The sequence below is a fragment of the Celeribacter sp. PS-C1 genome (assembly GCF_019429625.1).
Lineage (GTDB): Bacteria > Pseudomonadota > Alphaproteobacteria > Rhodobacterales > Rhodobacteraceae > Celeribacter.
Genome location: NZ_JAHXRW010000001.1, coordinates 14,696 through 28,948 on the forward strand (window position 1 = coordinate 14,696; position 14,253 = coordinate 28,948).

The 14,253-nt window shown below is 60.3% G+C and carries 13 protein-coding genes; 3 read left to right on the forward strand and 10 right to left on the reverse strand.

The window, feature by feature from the left end; genetic code table 11:
• Positions 1 to 50: 50 nt before the first annotated feature.
• The 9 genes from J5Y17_RS00090 to J5Y17_RS00130 all read right to left on the reverse strand — a co-directional run bounded on the left by J5Y17_RS00090 (position 51) and on the right by J5Y17_RS00130 (position 11,655).
• Positions 51 to 1,205, reverse strand: a complete 1,155-nt coding sequence (locus tag J5Y17_RS00090; RefSeq protein ID WP_219783180.1) for a DNA recombination protein RmuC — start codon at positions 1,203 to 1,205, stop codon at positions 51 to 53.
• Positions 1,202 to 3,091, reverse strand: coding sequence for a DNA mismatch repair endonuclease MutL (mutL, locus tag J5Y17_RS00095; RefSeq protein WP_219783181.1), 1,890 nt, complete (start codon positions 3,089 to 3,091; stop codon positions 1,202 to 1,204). Before mutL ends, J5Y17_RS00090 begins: the two co-directional genes overlap by 4 nt.
• Positions 3,092 to 3,172: 81 nt before the next feature.
• Positions 3,173 to 4,480, reverse strand: coding sequence for a pitrilysin family protein (locus J5Y17_RS00100; protein ID WP_219783182.1), 1,308 nt, complete (start codon positions 4,478 to 4,480; stop codon positions 3,173 to 3,175).
• Positions 4,477 to 5,823, reverse strand: coding sequence for a pitrilysin family protein (locus J5Y17_RS00105; protein ID WP_219783183.1), 1,347 nt, complete (start codon positions 5,821 to 5,823; stop codon positions 4,477 to 4,479). The genes J5Y17_RS00100 and J5Y17_RS00105 overlap by 4 nt, the downstream gene beginning before the upstream one ends.
• 101 nt (positions 5,824 to 5,924) lie before the next feature.
• Positions 5,925 to 6,389, reverse strand: coding sequence for a DUF3035 domain-containing protein (locus J5Y17_RS00110; RefSeq protein ID WP_219783184.1), 465 nt, complete (start codon positions 6,387 to 6,389; stop codon positions 5,925 to 5,927).
• 57 nt (positions 6,390 to 6,446) lie between these two features.
• Positions 6,447 to 6,920 carry a signal peptidase II gene (gene lspA / locus J5Y17_RS00115; protein ID WP_219783185.1) on the reverse strand — a complete coding sequence of 158 codons (474 nt, stop codon included), beginning with the start codon at positions 6,918 to 6,920 and terminating at the stop codon, positions 6,447 to 6,449.
• Between the two features lie 9 nt (positions 6,921 to 6,929).
• On the reverse strand, positions 6,930 to 8,519 hold the full coding sequence (gene purH, locus J5Y17_RS00120; RefSeq protein ID WP_219783186.1) for a bifunctional phosphoribosylaminoimidazolecarboxamide formyltransferase/IMP cyclohydrolase: 1,590 nt from the start codon (positions 8,517 to 8,519) through the stop codon (positions 6,930 to 6,932).
• A gap of 24 nt (positions 8,520 to 8,543) precedes the next feature.
• Positions 8,544 to 10,247: a heparinase II/III family protein gene (locus J5Y17_RS00125; protein WP_255571760.1), complete on the reverse strand. Its 1,704-nt coding sequence runs from the start codon at positions 10,245 to 10,247 to the stop codon at positions 8,544 to 8,546.
• A gap of 127 nt (positions 10,248 to 10,374) precedes the next feature.
• Positions 10,375 to 11,655 (reverse strand): RsmB/NOP family class I SAM-dependent RNA methyltransferase, encoded by a 1,281-nt coding sequence (locus J5Y17_RS00130; protein WP_219783188.1) that lies wholly within the window; start codon positions 11,653 to 11,655, stop codon positions 10,375 to 10,377.
• A gap of 59 nt (positions 11,656 to 11,714) precedes the next feature.
• On the opposite strand from J5Y17_RS00130, the gene J5Y17_RS00135 reads away from it, so the two are divergent.
• The gene (locus tag J5Y17_RS00135; protein ID WP_219783189.1) at positions 11,715 to 11,912 is read left to right on the forward strand and encodes a DUF1674 domain-containing protein; all 198 of its coding nucleotides are present in this window, start codon (positions 11,715 to 11,717) and stop codon (positions 11,910 to 11,912) included.
• 69 nt (positions 11,913 to 11,981) lie between these two features.
• Here J5Y17_RS00135 and dapB read toward each other — a convergent pair whose 3' ends face one another.
• Positions 11,982 to 12,791, reverse strand: a complete 810-nt coding sequence (dapB, locus tag J5Y17_RS00140; RefSeq protein WP_219783190.1) for a 4-hydroxy-tetrahydrodipicolinate reductase — start codon at positions 12,789 to 12,791, stop codon at positions 11,982 to 11,984.
• Between the two features lie 102 nt (positions 12,792 to 12,893).
• Between dapB and rbfA the strand changes: the two genes are divergently transcribed.
• Both rbfA and truB read left to right on the forward strand, forming a co-directional pair.
• Entirely contained in the window at positions 12,894 to 13,316 is a 423-nt protein-coding gene (gene rbfA / locus J5Y17_RS00145) for a 30S ribosome-binding factor RbfA (RefSeq protein WP_219783191.1), read from the forward strand.
• Complete coding sequence (gene truB / locus J5Y17_RS00150) at positions 13,316 to 14,224, forward strand: tRNA pseudouridine(55) synthase TruB (protein WP_219783192.1); 909 nt, start codon at positions 13,316 to 13,318, stop codon at positions 14,222 to 14,224. The genes rbfA and truB overlap by 1 nt, the downstream gene beginning before the upstream one ends.
• Positions 14,225 to 14,253: the final 29 nt, after the last annotated feature.

Below are 14,253 nucleotides of genomic sequence, written 5' to 3' on the forward strand. Positions count from 1 at the left end.
CTGTTTCGGCACATGACCTAAGTCAAAGAATCAGGTTTGAGAAGCGCGCTTTACGATTTCTGCACAAGCGTCGCAGGGGTTGCAGGCGCGGCATCATTCGCCAGTTCCTCGAAATCGAAATTGTCGAGGCGATGAGCACGTTTGCCCGCCTTCTCGGCCGAAATTTTGATGTCTTCGAGATCTTTTGCGGCCTGTCCGAAATGCCGATCGAGATTGCCGACACGGGTGCCGAGACGTTCGACATCGGCGTGCAAAAGCGACAATTCCTTGCGAATGGCGCCCGCCTGTTCACGCATCCGCGCATCCTTGAGAATCGCGCGCATCGTGTTGAGCGTTGCCATGCAGGTGGTCGGCGAAACGATCCAGACCCGTTTCTCGAACCCCTCGCGCACCAGTTCCGGAAAATTGGCGTGAAGTTCTGCGTATACCGCCTCGGACGGCAAGAACATCAAAGCGCCGTCGGCTGTTTCACCCTCAAGTATATATTTCTCGGAAATATCGGCGATGTGTTTCTTCACCGCCTGCCGCATCAGTTTCGCGGCCTCGTTGAGTTCCCATTGCGTGTCGGCACGGCGAAGCGCCTCATAGGCCTCCAGCGGGAATTTACTGTCGATGGCAATCGGTCCGGGAGGGTTCGGCAGGTGGATCAAACAGTCCGCCCGACGCCCGTTCGACAGAGTCGCCTGAAGCGTATAGCTGTCGCGCGGCAAGGCCTTGCCGACGATGTCGTTCAGTTGAATTTCCCCGAACGCCCCGCGCGTTTGCTTGTTCGACAGGATGTCCTGAAGCGACAGCACATTGCCCGACAGCTTTTCGATATTGGCCTGCGCCTTGTCGATGGTCTCCAGCCGCTCCTGCAACGCGCCCAAGGACTTCGCGGTCCGCTGCGCCGAGCCTTGCAGGTTCACGTTCATCGTCTCGGTCACCAAGGCCAGCCGCTTTTCCATCAGCTCCAGCATCTTGGTCTGCGACGCCACTTGCGCCTCGGAGACATGGGTCAGGCCACCGGCAAGTTGTTGTTGCCCGTCAGAAAGCATCTGCACCCGCTGTCCAAGCTGGCTCATCTGTTGCGCAATCGGCAACGCCATCTTCGCCGCTTCACCGGAGCGTTTCAGCACCACGATCAGAAGCATGAAAAAGACCAGAAACACCGCCCCGCCGATCACGGCGGCCAGTGTGAGGGGATCGGAAAAATCGAGTGTCATGTGCGTCCGAAAAGCCGTTCTATGTCGGAAAGTTTCAGCTCCACATAGGTGGGCCGACCGTGGTTGCATTGCCCGGAGTGCGGTGTGGCCTCCATCTCGCGTAAAAGCGCATTCATCTCTTCGGCGTGCATTCGGCGCCCTGAGCGGATCGAACCATGACAGGCCACACGCGACAGAACCGCTTCGATTTTGGCCTGCACCGTGAAGCTGTCGCCCAGATCGGAGAGCTCATCGAGAATGTCCTCGATCATCGCCTTGGCGTCGACACGCCCCAAAATGGCAGGCGTCTCGCGCACGGCAATGGCCCCGCCGCCGAAAGGCTCGATGCCAAGACCCAGCTTGGACAGATCCTCCGCCAGATCCAAAAGCATCTGCGCATCATTGGCAGAGAGTTCGACAATCTCCGGGATCAAAAGCGCCTGCGCCTTGACCCCATGTTCGGCCATCTGATGTTTCAGCTTTTCATAGACCAAACGCTCATGTGCGGCGTGCTGATCGACGATGACGATGCCGCGTTCGGTCTGGGCGATGATGTAATTTTCATGCACCTGCGCGCGGGCAGCGCCTAAAGGCAAAGCCTCTGTCACGGGCGCCGCGTCGACCTCTTCCATGCGTGCCGAGGGCACGGACATCTCAGCGAAGCCCGGGGTGGTCATCGGCTCGGGACGTTCCGGCGCTTGCCAGCTGTAACTTTGCTCCACCACCTCGGAGGATGGACGATAGGGCGCGGAATAATTCTGTGACGGGCGGTCCATTTGATAGACACGCGGCTCGGTCACTTCGGGCCGCATCGCGCCAAGCGTTGCATTGGCGACCGTGGTCGAGGCACGATGCCCGGCTTCGGCCAAAGCATGGCGCAGCGCGGAAATGATCAGCCCGCGCGCGAGGCCCGGCTCCCGGAACCGCACCTCGGATTTCGCTGGGTGCACGTTGACGTCCACCAGATGCGGATCGCAATCGATGAACAGGCACGCCGCAGGATGCCGGTCGCGCGACAGGAAGTCAAAATAGGCACCCCGCAACGCGCCAACAAGCAATTTGTCCCGCACAGGACGCCCGTTGACGAACAGATACTGCGCCACGGCAGAGCCGCGCGAATAGGTCGGCAAAGCGGCATATCCGGTGAGCGTTAGCCCCTCGCGTTCCGCGTCAATCGCCAGCGCATTTTCCGCGAAATCTTTGCCCAACACCGTGGCGAGCCGCCCATGCAGCGCGTCGAACATATCGCCCGATTGCGGATCGGCGCGGAAGGTCACACGCCCCTCGCCGCCGCCCGAGACATCGCGCAGGGTAAAGCCGACATAGGGTTCGGCCATGGCGAGACGCTTGATCACATCGGAAATCGCCTGTGACTCCGCCCGGTCGGTGCGCAGAAATTTGAGCCGCGCGGGCGTGGCGTAAAACAGATCGCGCAGCTCGACCACGGTGCCACGGGTGAGGGCAGCGGGTTTCACCGGTTCCATCTTGCCGCCCGACACGGAGAGCGTCACGCCCTCGGCCCCTTCGGCGCGCGAGGTGATTTTCAACCGACCGACAGCACCCAGAGAGGGCAAAGCCTCGCCGCGAAAGCCAAAGGTGTGAATGTCGAGCAAATCGGAACCGTCGATCTTCGATGTGGCATGGCGCGACAGCGCGAGAGGCAGGTCATCCGCCGTCATCCCGCAGCCATCGTCCGTGACACGGATGAGCGTCTTGCCGCCATCGGCATAGTCCACTTCGATCCGCCGCGCGCCGGCGTCGATGGCATTTTCAGCAAGCTCTTTGACAGCGGAGGCAGGCCGTTCGACCACCTCACCCGCCGCAATACGGTTGATCGCGCCCTCGTCAAGCTGACGAATAACGGGGCGCGGGGTCTCTTGGCTTATGTTGCGTGTCGGAGAATTCATACCACTAGGCGTAGCATGACACCGCCCGATTCGACCATGATGAAATCCGGGCAAATCGAGCGGTTTCAGAGCGCGTCGCTTTTAGTTGGTCGCCAGACCTTCGGGGCTACCAACCACCACAAAAGACAGGTTTTCAGGGTCATAAAGTCGCTTGATCACCGCGTTGATCTGCTCGAGCGTCACCTCATCGATCATCTCATTGCGCGTGGTGATGTAGTCCGGCGAAAGCCCATCCATCTGCATACCCACGAGAATGCGGGCGATCGGACCGTTTCCATCAAACCGCAACGCATAGGCGCCGGTGAGATAGGTTTTCACCATTTCCAACTCTTCGGCGGTCAGCCCCGTCTCAGCGAACTTCGCCCATTCGTCTTTGACCACATCAATCGCCTCGGCCACCACGGCATTGCCGGAAGAAAACTGACCCATGACCAATTCGGAGTGATCGAACGGCACGAGATACGAGCCGATGCCATAGGTCAGGCCGCGCTTTTCGCGCACCTCATCCATCAGCCGCGATTCACCGTGACCGCCCAGCACCTCATTCGCGATATAGGCCGGGATGAAATCCGGGTCATCGCGCGTGATGCCCTTTTGCCCAAACATCACCACCGATTGCGGCGTGTCAAAAGGCACGACCGTAACACCACCAGCCAGCGCAGGTTCGACGCGTTCCGGCAGCTCCGAACCGCTCTCCGGCAAATCACCCAAAAGATCGTCCAAAAGCGTCGCAAGTTCCTCGGCAGAAATATCCCCGACGGCGCCGACATAGAGACGATCACGGGTCATCACGCGGTCTTTCGCGAGGAACATATCGTCACGGGTCAGACCGGCCACGCTCTCGGCTGTGCCATTGTCGTCGCTGCCATAGGGGTGATCGCCGAAGGCCTGTTTGTAGAACATTTTCGAGGCGATATCGCCCGGATCGGTGTCCGCACTGCGCAGGATCGACTGGACCTGACCGCGCACGCGATCCACGGCCTCCTGATCGAAGCGCGGCTCCATCAAGGCGGTGCGCAATAGCGCCATCGCCTCGTCGCGATTCTCGGTCAAAAAGCGGGCCGAGATGGTCACCGAGTCCATATAGGCGTCGAATTTGAAACTCGCAGCCAACGCGTCACGCGCCTCGGCAAAGCCCTGTGCATCCAATTCGCCCGCGCCTTCTTCGAGCGTCGCCATCATCAGATTTGTCTCACCGCGTTTGCCAGGACGATCCAACGCCGTGCCGCCCTGAAAGCGAATCTCCAGCGCGGTGAAGGGGATGGAGTGTTCCTCGACCAACCACGCGTTAATGCCACCCGGCGTTTCCACGGTCTGCACCTCGACGGCGGCCTGCGCGGGCAGGCTCAGCCAAAGCACCGCAACGATTGCACTCAGAATATGTTTCATCCTTCGGCTCCTTCAGAAGTCGCGGGCATGAGCCAGCCGGTGACGGCATGGCGGCGGTCGAACACCTCATGGGCGGCGGCCATCACATCGTCGGGCGTCACCGCTTGCAAAATATCCGGCCAGGCTTCGATGTCGTCGAGCGACAGGCCTATGGCCAGTTCCTGACCATATTGACGGGCGAGGCCCTCGATATTGTCCTCCGCATAGATCCGGCTGGCACGCAGCTGGGTTTGCAGCCGCTCGAATTCCGCGAGATCGACGCCGTCTTTCAGAAACTGCGCGAGCGTCGCGTCGAGCGCGGTTTCGGCCTCCTCCATCGACACGTCGGGGCTCGGCACCATGATAAGGCCAAAAGTGGCGTCGTCGATCGACGTGCCATCGTAATAGGCGCCGACATAGATCGCCTTGGGATCGGTAAAGGACAGGTTGCGGGCCAGATAGGAGGTCGTGGAATTGCCGCCCAAAAGCTCGGCCAGAATTTGCAGCGCGGCTGCTTTTTCCTGATCGCCCGGATCGCGTTCCGGAGCCAGATAGGTGCGACTGATTGAGGGCTGCGCCACGCGCGGATCGCTCATGGTCATGCGCCGCTCCGCCAGTTGTGGCGGCTCCTGCGGACGCAGACGCGGGGTGAGATCGGGTGAGGGCGCGACAGGGCCGTAGTAGGTCTTGGCAAGATCAAGAACCTCTTCGGGATCGACGTCACCGGCGACCACGAGAATCGCATTATTGGGCGCGTAATAGCGGTTGTAAAAGTTGAAAGCATCGTCGCGCGAAAGCTGCTCCATCTCCTGACGCCAGCCGATGATCGGGACGCCGTAAGGATGGTTCAGATACTGCGCCGCACGGGTTTGTTCGCGGAACAGAGCACCGGGATCGTTGTCAACGCGTTGATTGCGCTCCTCGAGAATGACCTGACGTTCAGTTTTCACATCGTCTTCGGTCATCTCCAGATCGCGCATCCGATCTGCTTCCATTTCCATCATCAAAGGCAGACGATCCGCCGCAACCCTTTGATAGTAGGCGGTATAATCCCAAGAGGTGAAGGCATTGTCCGACCCGCCATTGCGCGTCACGGTTTCCGACAGCTCGCCAGAGTCCAAATCGTCCGTGCCCTTGAACATCAGATGCTCAAGAAAATGCGCGATGCCGCTTTTGCCCGCGGGCTCATCTGCGGCGCCGATTTTATACCATACCGTGTGAGCCACCACGGGGGCGCGGTGGTCCTCCAACACGACGACCTCCATGCCATTGTCCAGGGTATAATGGCTCACATCGGCCGCTTGGGCCGGGGTCACTACGGGAGATGCAAGCGCAACAAGTGCCGCCGCCAGTCCATATCTCATGAAAGCACCTTTGTGCGTCAGGTCAATTTACGCGGCAAGTGTGCGCAAAAGCCGAGGCCAGCACAACCGGGTTGACGCGGACGTGAAGCGCCGCGATCCGCTCACTTTTCGGGGGCTGTCGGCACATCGACGCCAAGCGCGCGCAGACGCAGCCACTCCTCATAGGGGTCGAGCGCAAGGCGCTTGTAGGCGCGCTCATACTTGCCTCGACCAGTGCGACGACCCTCATCTGCCTCGGCAAGCTCCGCGCGGATCGCGGGATCGACACCATAGCGCGAAGCATAGGATACGATGCCGCCGTCAACGCCGCCGGTCGGCACACGCCCGCCCAATGCAACAATGACATCCGCCTTGGGCGTCGGATCGGTCAAATTCGTTCCACCCGGCGTCGGTGCGGGCAAAGCGCTATAATTGGTTGGTTCCTGCAAAGGCTTCGAGGGCAGGATCGAAAACTCATCCGGGCCGGTTTTGATCCGGTTCGGAACGCGTTCCTTGTTCTGACCACAGGCCACAAGCGCGGTCAAAGCCACAAGGCACAGAGCCGTTTTGAACACATTCGAGACCATGAAAACCTTCCTCCGCAAATCGCGTCAGAGCATGTTTAGACCAGACTGAGCCGGAGGTCACGTCCGGTTTTTTGTCTCGCCCGTGAAAAGGATGAGACCAAAGGCACCCGCGAAAATCGTAATATCGGCTACATTGAACGAATAGGGGTTGGAAAAGCCGCAACAAGACATGTTGAGAAAATCTGCCACCGCGTCATAAACAATCCGGTCGATGGCATTGCCCAGAGCACCGCCAACCAAAAGCCCGGCGCTGATTTGGCCCAGCGCGGAAAACTGTTCGCGGCGCACCCAGAGCAACACCCAGATCGAAATTACGACCGCCAGCGCCACCCAGCCCCAGCGCAACAGATCTCCGTGGCCGGACAAAAGCCCGAAATTCGCGCCCCGGTTCCACGCCATATGGAACACGAGATAAGGGGGCAGAACGTCGATCTGCCCCACCTCTTTGAGATTCATGACTTGGACCACGGCCCATTTCGAGAGCTGGTCGATCACAAAGGTGATCAGCGCTGTCAGTGCCGTGATCCGCATGATGTGTCCTTAGTGACGGAAGTGGCGCATGCCGGTGAGGACCATGGCGAGGCCGGCCTCATTGGCAGCGTCGATCACCTCCTGGTCACGCATCGAACCACCCGGCTGGATCACGCAGGACGCGCCAGCGGCAGCAGCTTCGAGAAGACCGTCGGCAAAGGGGAAGAACGCGTCAGAAGCCACAGCGGACCCTTTGGTCAACGGCTCCGGCAAGCCCATGGCCTCGGCCATACGCTCGGCTTTCTTGGCGGCGATCAGCGCGGAATCGAGACGCGACATCTGCCCGGCGCCCACGCCAACAGTGGCTTGGTCTTTGACGTAGACGATGGCGTTCGACTTGACGTGTTTCGCGACTTTCCAAGCAAACAAAAGGTCTTTCATCTGCTCCGGCGTCGGCGCTTTCTCGGTCACGACCTTCAGGTCATCCATGCCGACAAAGCCCGCATCCTTATCCTGGAACAGATAGCCGCCCGCGACCTGACGGATCGTGTTCGGTTTTTCCATGACATTCGGCAGACCTTCGGTGGTCAGCAGGCGCAGGTTCTTTTTCGCGGCAAAAATCTCTTTTGCGTCATCGGTGGCACCGGGGGCAATGACGACCTCGGTAAAGATCTCAACGATGGCTTTCGCGGTTTCCGCATCGAGCACTTGGTTCAGAGCGACAATGCCGCCGAAGGCAGAGGTGCGGTCACAATCGAAAGCATTGTTATAAGCTTCCAAAAGCGTCGACCCTTTGGCCACACCGCAGGGGTTGGCGTGCTTGATGATCGCTACAGCCGGGGTCTCTGCAGGGTCGAACTCGGCAACAAGCTCAAACGCCGCATCGGTGTCGTTGATGTTGTTGTAGGACAGTTCTTTGCCCTGATGCTGGACGGCGGTCGCCACACCCGGACGCTCGGAGCCATCGACATAGAAGGCCGCCGACTGGTGCGGGTTTTCACCATAGCGCAGCGTCTGTTTGATCTGACCCGCGACCACACGACGACGCGGGGCGTCTTCGCCAATCGCGGAGGCCATCCAGTTCGACACAGCGGCGTCATAAGCGCCGGTGCGGGCATAGGCGATCTGTGCCATTTTCTGACGGAAGGCATAGGAGGTCTGACCGTCATTGGCGTCAAGCTCGGCGATCAGCGCATCGTAATCCTCGACATCCACAACAGTGGTGACGAACCCGTGGTTCTTCGCCGCCGCGCGGATCATCGCCGGGCCACCGATGTCGATGTTCTCGATCATCTCATCGTAATCCGCGCCACGGGCCAAAGCGGCCTCGAACGGGTAGAGATTCACGATCAACAAGTCTATGCCACCGATGCCGTGCTCGTCCATCGCAGACACATGTTCGGCATTGTCGCGCAGCGCCAGAAGACCGCCATGCACACGCGGGTGCAGGGTCTTCACACGGCCGTCCATCATTTCGGGGAAGCCAGTGACCTCGGAGACGTCTTTGACCTCAAGCCCCGCCTCGCGCAGCGTCTTCGCCGACCCGCCGGTGGAGAGCAGTTCAACCCCCTTGGCAGACAGCGCCTTGCCCAGATCAACAAGGCCGGTTTTGTCGGATACGGAAAGAAGCGCGCGCTTCACGGGATAAAGGTCGGTCATGGTGGCAGTCCATCTTTGTGGCGGTCAGATCAGAGTCTCGTCGTCCATCTCAAGATCGCGGAGCGTCGTCGGCGTCTCCTGCGCCTTGGCCAATGTCCAACGGACACGCGTCGCATAATCCATTGCCGCCGCAGATAGAACCACTTGTTTGCTCGCACGCGGCTTTAATCGGTTTTTTTCGAGATAAACCGACCTCTCCAGGCTCAATTTCGCGCGACCGTCGTGGCGGAACACCCAAATCTCACCGGATTTGAGCGCCAGAGAGACCGCAGCGCCGCCCATATCCAGTTCCGCGTCCACATCCGGGTGAAGGTGAAACCGGACCTGAAAGGGAATGCCCTGGAGTTTGAGCTTGTCCATCATCCGGTCGAATTGCCGCTCGTCCTCGCCGGTGATCGTCGCCAAAGTGTCCTCGCCCGCAATCCCGCGCCCGTCTTTCGACAGCTCGATCTGACGAATATGCGTGAGCCCGTGGGTTTTGACATAGCCATCATGGCCCGCAACGAAACCGCCACCATCGTCATTGGTGCGCAGCTCAAGGCGCACTTCGGTCGGAATATCAGCCAAAAATTCGCGCAGATGCCCGCCGATCATCCGTTTCGCGCCCAGACGCGACGACGAAAATCCTTCGATCCCTAGCGTGGAATGCGAGGGCGTGGCGCGTCCGGCACGGCGCCAATCCGGACCGAAACTGCTGCCAGCACCGCAATTGACAATCAAAGGCCTGCGCCCGGAGGTCAGCTCAAACGCCAAGGTCGAGGCATGCGCATTGAACGAGGCTTCAAGTTTCGGCGGGGTGGCGGCGTCGATAATGATCGAGGTCCGTCCCGCCGCCAGACGCAGGAAGCCCATGTGAAGCCCTTGCCCCGGCGGCACTTTATTGCCGGAACTCGCCAAAGCATGGTCCAGACGCCCTTCGATCCCGCGACCGCCGCCATGAAACCGCGCCAACCCACCATCGGAGTGGCGCAGCGCGCGCAGCGTGGGCGCAATCCGCTCAATCGCGGCAAGATGCGATTCTTCGGCGATCTTTCCCGCCTCCGACAGCGCCGACGCGGCCCAGGTCAACAGCGTGAAGACCTCCAACAACTCCTCCGGGTTGCGAGTCGGCAAACCGCCTTCCGCATCAATCTCCGCATCGCATTCTTGCGCCAGTGCTTTGACGGCGGGAGCAACATGTTCTTCCATGCCGACCAAAGACAGCCCTGCATAGATCAGGCCCGTCAGCGCCTCGAACCGAGGCAATCCCGGACTGGCCGTGCGCCAGCGGCGCGACAGGAAAATCGTCTGTTGGCCAAGCGTTTTGTAGAAAGCGTTCGAGACCTCCGCCTCCTGCCCGGAGAGGAAAAACAGCGCGTGGTGAATCCAGCGAATAAGCCGCCGTCCCGTGAGATCCGGCGTCCAGCCCGGCCCTTTGCCACCGCCAAAGCGTTCAACCCAATCCTTGATCCAGTCCTGCGCCCTGTGGCGTGCATTATAATCGCCCACGGCGGCCAAATCGTCGAGCCAGGCAAAGCCATGAATTTCTTCGACAAAACCCGGCGCGGGCGCCTCGATATCCCAAATCGAGGCATTCGGTGCCTCGACCAGAAAGCCCGCAAACAGGAAATTGCCGCCGATCAACTGACGGCCGCGCGCGAAAGAACCGATGGATTTTGGTTCGGGCTGTGACACGAATCCCAAAGCGGGCGTCGCACGCGCTGCGCGCCACGCATGATACTTGTTCATGCGGCGGACGTTCTTCGCGCGCCAATCCTCGCTTTGCGACATTGCCTGCCCCAGCCTGTCGGTTCGTTATCGTTGTTCGGGAAGATAGCGAGCACGCCCCCGGATGTCATCGGGAAATGCCGATCCGTTATCCCCGTCGCAGGACCGTGATAAAGAAACCATCCATCCCGCCGCGCTCTGCCCAATAGTCGGGACGTGTGCGCAAACCTTCCTCTCCGATCCACTCGGGGTCGACACCGGGAATCGCCAGCGCGTCCAAATCGACGCGCAGCTCCGGATGCCGCGCAATGGCGTCCCGCACTTGTTCCTCGCCCTCGTCAATCAACAGAGAACAGGTGCAGTAGACCAGTTTTCCGCCCGGTTTGAGCATCCCCAAAGCCCGGTCGATCAGATGTTCCTGCAACTCGAAAAGACCCGGAAAATCCGATCCGTCTTTCACATGTGGCAAGTCGGGGTGCCGCCGGATCGTGCCCGTCGCAGTGCAAGGCGCATCGAGCAGGATCGCATCAAACGGCCCGCCCTCATATTCCAGCGCGTCGCCAACGCAAATTTCCGCCGAGAGACCGCAGCGGGACAGGTTTTCCTGCACGCGGCTCATGCGCGATTCGGAAATGTCGAGCGCTGTGACCTCGGCGCCCATCGCGGCGAGTTGCATGGTTTTGCCGCCGGGAGCGGCACACATATCGAGCACGCGCGCGCCGTTTTCCGGCGCCAGAATTCGGGCAGGCAAGCTGGCGGCGGCGTCTTGCACCCACCAGTCACCCTCTTTGAATCCATCAAGTCTCGTGACTTGCACAGAGCCATCCAACCGCACGGAACCGGTCGGAAGAACCTCGCCGCCAAGCTTTTCAGCCCAGCCTTCGGCATCGCTTTTCACCGTCAGATCGAGCGGTGCGCCCTTGGCCTGCGCCGCCTCCATGGCGCTGACGGCAGATTTGCCGAAATCCGCAACCAGAGGCTTGCGCAGCCATTTCGGCAGCATCGGCGCGGGCAGAGCATCCCATTTCGCCTTGTCCGCATCAATCTTGCGCAGCACCGCGTTGACCAGCCCTTTGAAGTGGCTGGATTTCGGGCGCTCCTGCATCAGCGTCACATAGGCGTTCACCACGCCATGCGCGGCCTCATCCATCGCGCAAATCTCGAACACCCCGAGCCGCAGCGCATTCATCACATGTGGCGCGGGGCGTTTCGACAAATGCGGCCCAAGCATGCGATCGCACCGATCCGTGACCCGCAACACCTCGGTCACCAGACGCTGCGCGCGCGCGCGATCCTCAGGCGAAAGGTCTTTGGTGCGCTGCAACAGCACTTCGGAAAGAAGCCGCTTCTCGACGAGCACGGCATCCAGAAGGGCCAGAGCGGCCCGGCGGGCAATGAGCCCAGCGACATCTGATGATCTTGTTTTCATGGTCCAACCCCGTATATCACAAGGGCAAGCCGGACAAGATCATCCGAAAGGAGCGCCCGATGAGTGAGCAACCCGAACAACAAGATATGTCTCACCTGCCCCCCGCCGCCCAGCGCGCGCTGGCCGAAGCGGAAGAGCGGCGCAAGGCCCGCGAAGAAGCGGTGAACGCCATGCCCACCGAATTGGGCGGACGCGATGGACCAGAGCCTGTGCGCTATGGCGACTGGGAGAAAAAAGGCCTCGCCATCGATTTCTAAAAGAAAAACCCGCAGTCACCTGCGGGTTTTATTTTGAATATTTAATCTGAAATGAAGATCAGATGAGTTTTAGAGGCCGAGCACGTCGAGCATATCATATTCGCCCGGTTTCTGCCCCTGCCCCCAAAGCGCGGCTTTCAGGGCGCCTTTGGCGAACAGCGAACGATCCGAAGCGACGTGACGCAGAATGATGCGTTCCCCCTCGCCCGCGAACATCACGTCATGCTCGCCGATGATGTCGCCGCCCCGGATGGCGGAAAAGCCGATATCACCTTTTTTGCGCGCGCCGGTGATGCCATCGCGGCCCGAGTCGCTCACCTCATCGAGTTTAACACCACGCCCCTCAGCGGCGGCTTCGCCCAACATCAAGGCCGTGCCAGAAGGCGCATCGACTTTGCGGTTGTGATGCGCCTCGATAATCTCGATGTCGTAATCGGCATCCAAAGCGGCCGCGACCATTTTCGTGAGCTTGGTCAAAAGGTTGACACCAAGAGACATGTTGCCCGCGCGAATGATCGTGGCATGACGCGCGGCGGCTTCGATCTTTTTGAGATCTTCGGGGCTCATGCCCGTGGTGCCGATCACATGGACACAGCGGGCCTGCGCCGCGAGAGCTGCAAATGCAACCGTGGCCTCGGGTGCAGTGAAATCGAGCACCGCCTGCGCGTGGGAAAAGGCCTCTAGCGCGTCATCCGTGACTGTGATCCCGAGCGCCGCGCCCCCCATGGCTTCGCCGACATCCCGACCGATCCAATCGCTGCCCGCGCGCTCGACGGCGCCCACGAGTTTGCATTTGTCAGAGGCCAGAACGGTTTTGATCAACATCTGGCCCATCCGGCCCGAAGCGCCGGTGATGACAATGCCGGGAAGCTCGCTCATGGTTTTCGTCTCCTGAAATTCTATCGCGCGAGCTTTAGCGTGTCGCAGGGGTTTTGGCAAAGCCCGCTTGCATGGCGCGCGGTTCGGGCTTATCTGGCCTTTATGGCAAAGCGTTCTCATTCCAGTGGCCCCGGCGGGTCCCATCGCACCCTTCGCGTCGGCGAGGCCATTCGGCGTCGCCTGTCGGAGATTCTCACCCGTGGCGAAATTCATGACCCCGACCTGACCGCGATGTCGATCACGGTGGGCGAGGTCCGCGTGAGCCCGGATTTGCGGGTGGCCACGGCGTTCATCCTGCCTCTGGGAGGTAAGGATGCCGAAGAGGCGCTTGAGGCGCTGCGGCGCAACAAAGGCGAAATTCGTCATCAGATGGGCAAGGCGCTTGGCATCAAGCACACCCCCGAGATGCGATTTGCGCTCGATGACACCTTTGACCGGATGGACGCGACGCGGCGGATGTTTGCCGACGAGCGCGTCCAACGCGACCTGCACAAAGACGACACAGACAGCGACGAGGAAAAGTAATGGCCCGACGCAAGAAGGGGCGCGCAGTTCACGGTTGGTTGGTTGTGGACAAGCCCGCTGGCATGACCTCGACCGCTGTTGTCAACAAAGTGCGCTGGGCGTTTGATGCGCAAAAAGCGGGGCATGCGGGCACGCTCGACCCGGATGCGACCGGTGTTTTGGCCGTGGCCTTGGGTGAGGCGACGAAGACCGTGCCCTACATCACCGAGGCGCTGAAATGCTACCGTTTCTCCGTGCGCTTCGGGCAGGCGACGAACACAGACGATGCCGAGGGCGAAGTGATTTCCGAGAGTGACGCGCGCCCGACGGATGCGCAAATCCTTGATGCTCTGGCCCAGTTCGAGGGCGACATCATGCAGGTGCCGCCGAAATTCTCCGCCGTGAAAATCGACGGGCAGCGCGCCTATAAATTGGCACGTGATGACGAAGAGTTCGAGATCGCCGCCCGCCCGCTCTACGTTGACGAATTGAAATTCCATGAGCGCGTCGACGAAGATCACGCGATTTTGGAAATGGTCTGTGGCAAAGGCGGCTATGTGCGCTCGATCGCCCGTGATCTGGGCGAAGCGCTTGGATGCTATGGCCACGTCGAATGGCTGCGCCGGGAATGGTCCGGGCCTTGGGATGTCGAAGAGGGCGTGTCGCTGGCCAAGATCGAAGAATTCGCGAAAAGCGAAGAGATCGACCAATTCCTGCGCCCTATCGAAGAGGGGCTGGCCGATCTTGATGAGGTGGTGTGCACGCCAGAAGGCGCGACGCGTCTCAGAAACGGCAACCCCGGCATGGTCTATCCGGCAGATGGTGTTGAATATGGCGATGAGGTCTGGGCCTCTTTCGAGGGCAAACCTGTGGCCGTCGGCCAATACAAAGGCGGCGAATTGCATCCCTCTCGGGTGTTCAACCTTTGATCGCTTGATTTACCCAAACGGAGCGGCCA

What these genes read in the sequence shown, in the direction of transcription:
- lspA (WP_219783185.1), bottom strand. Translation starts at nt 6,920, where the DNA reads ATGCGGATCACGGCACTGACAGCGCTGATCACCTTTGTGATCGACCAG.
- J5Y17_RS00125 (WP_255571760.1), bottom strand. Translation starts at nt 10,247, where the DNA reads ATGAACAAGTATCATGCGTGGCGCGCAGCGCGTGCGACGCCCGCTTTG.
- J5Y17_RS00105 (WP_219783183.1), bottom strand. Translation starts at nt 5,823, where the DNA reads ATGAGATATGGACTGGCGGCGGCACTTGTTGCGCTTGCATCTCCCGTA.
- rbfA (WP_219783191.1), top strand. Translation starts at nt 12,894, where the DNA reads ATGGCAAAGCGTTCTCATTCCAGTGGCCCCGGCGGGTCCCATCGCACC.
- J5Y17_RS00135 (WP_219783189.1), top strand. Translation starts at nt 11,715, where the DNA reads ATGAGTGAGCAACCCGAACAACAAGATATGTCTCACCTGCCCCCCGCC.
- mutL (WP_219783181.1), bottom strand. Translation starts at nt 3,091, where the DNA reads ATGAATTCTCCGACACGCAACATAAGCCAAGAGACCCCGCGCCCCGTT.
- truB (WP_219783192.1), top strand. Translation starts at nt 13,316, where the DNA reads ATGGCCCGACGCAAGAAGGGGCGCGCAGTTCACGGTTGGTTGGTTGTG.
- J5Y17_RS00110 (WP_219783184.1), bottom strand. Translation starts at nt 6,389, where the DNA reads ATGGTCTCGAATGTGTTCAAAACGGCTCTGTGCCTTGTGGCTTTGACC.
- J5Y17_RS00100 (WP_219783182.1), bottom strand. Translation starts at nt 4,480, where the DNA reads ATGAAACATATTCTGAGTGCAATCGTTGCGGTGCTTTGGCTGAGCCTG.
- dapB (WP_219783190.1), bottom strand. Translation starts at nt 12,791, where the DNA reads ATGAGCGAGCTTCCCGGCATTGTCATCACCGGCGCTTCGGGCCGGATG.
- J5Y17_RS00130 (WP_219783188.1), bottom strand. Translation starts at nt 11,655, where the DNA reads ATGAAAACAAGATCATCAGATGTCGCTGGGCTCATTGCCCGCCGGGCC.
- purH (WP_219783186.1), bottom strand. Translation starts at nt 8,519, where the DNA reads ATGACCGACCTTTATCCCGTGAAGCGCGCGCTTCTTTCCGTATCCGAC.
- J5Y17_RS00090 (WP_219783180.1), bottom strand. Translation starts at nt 1,205, where the DNA reads ATGACACTCGATTTTTCCGATCCCCTCACACTGGCCGCCGTGATCGGC.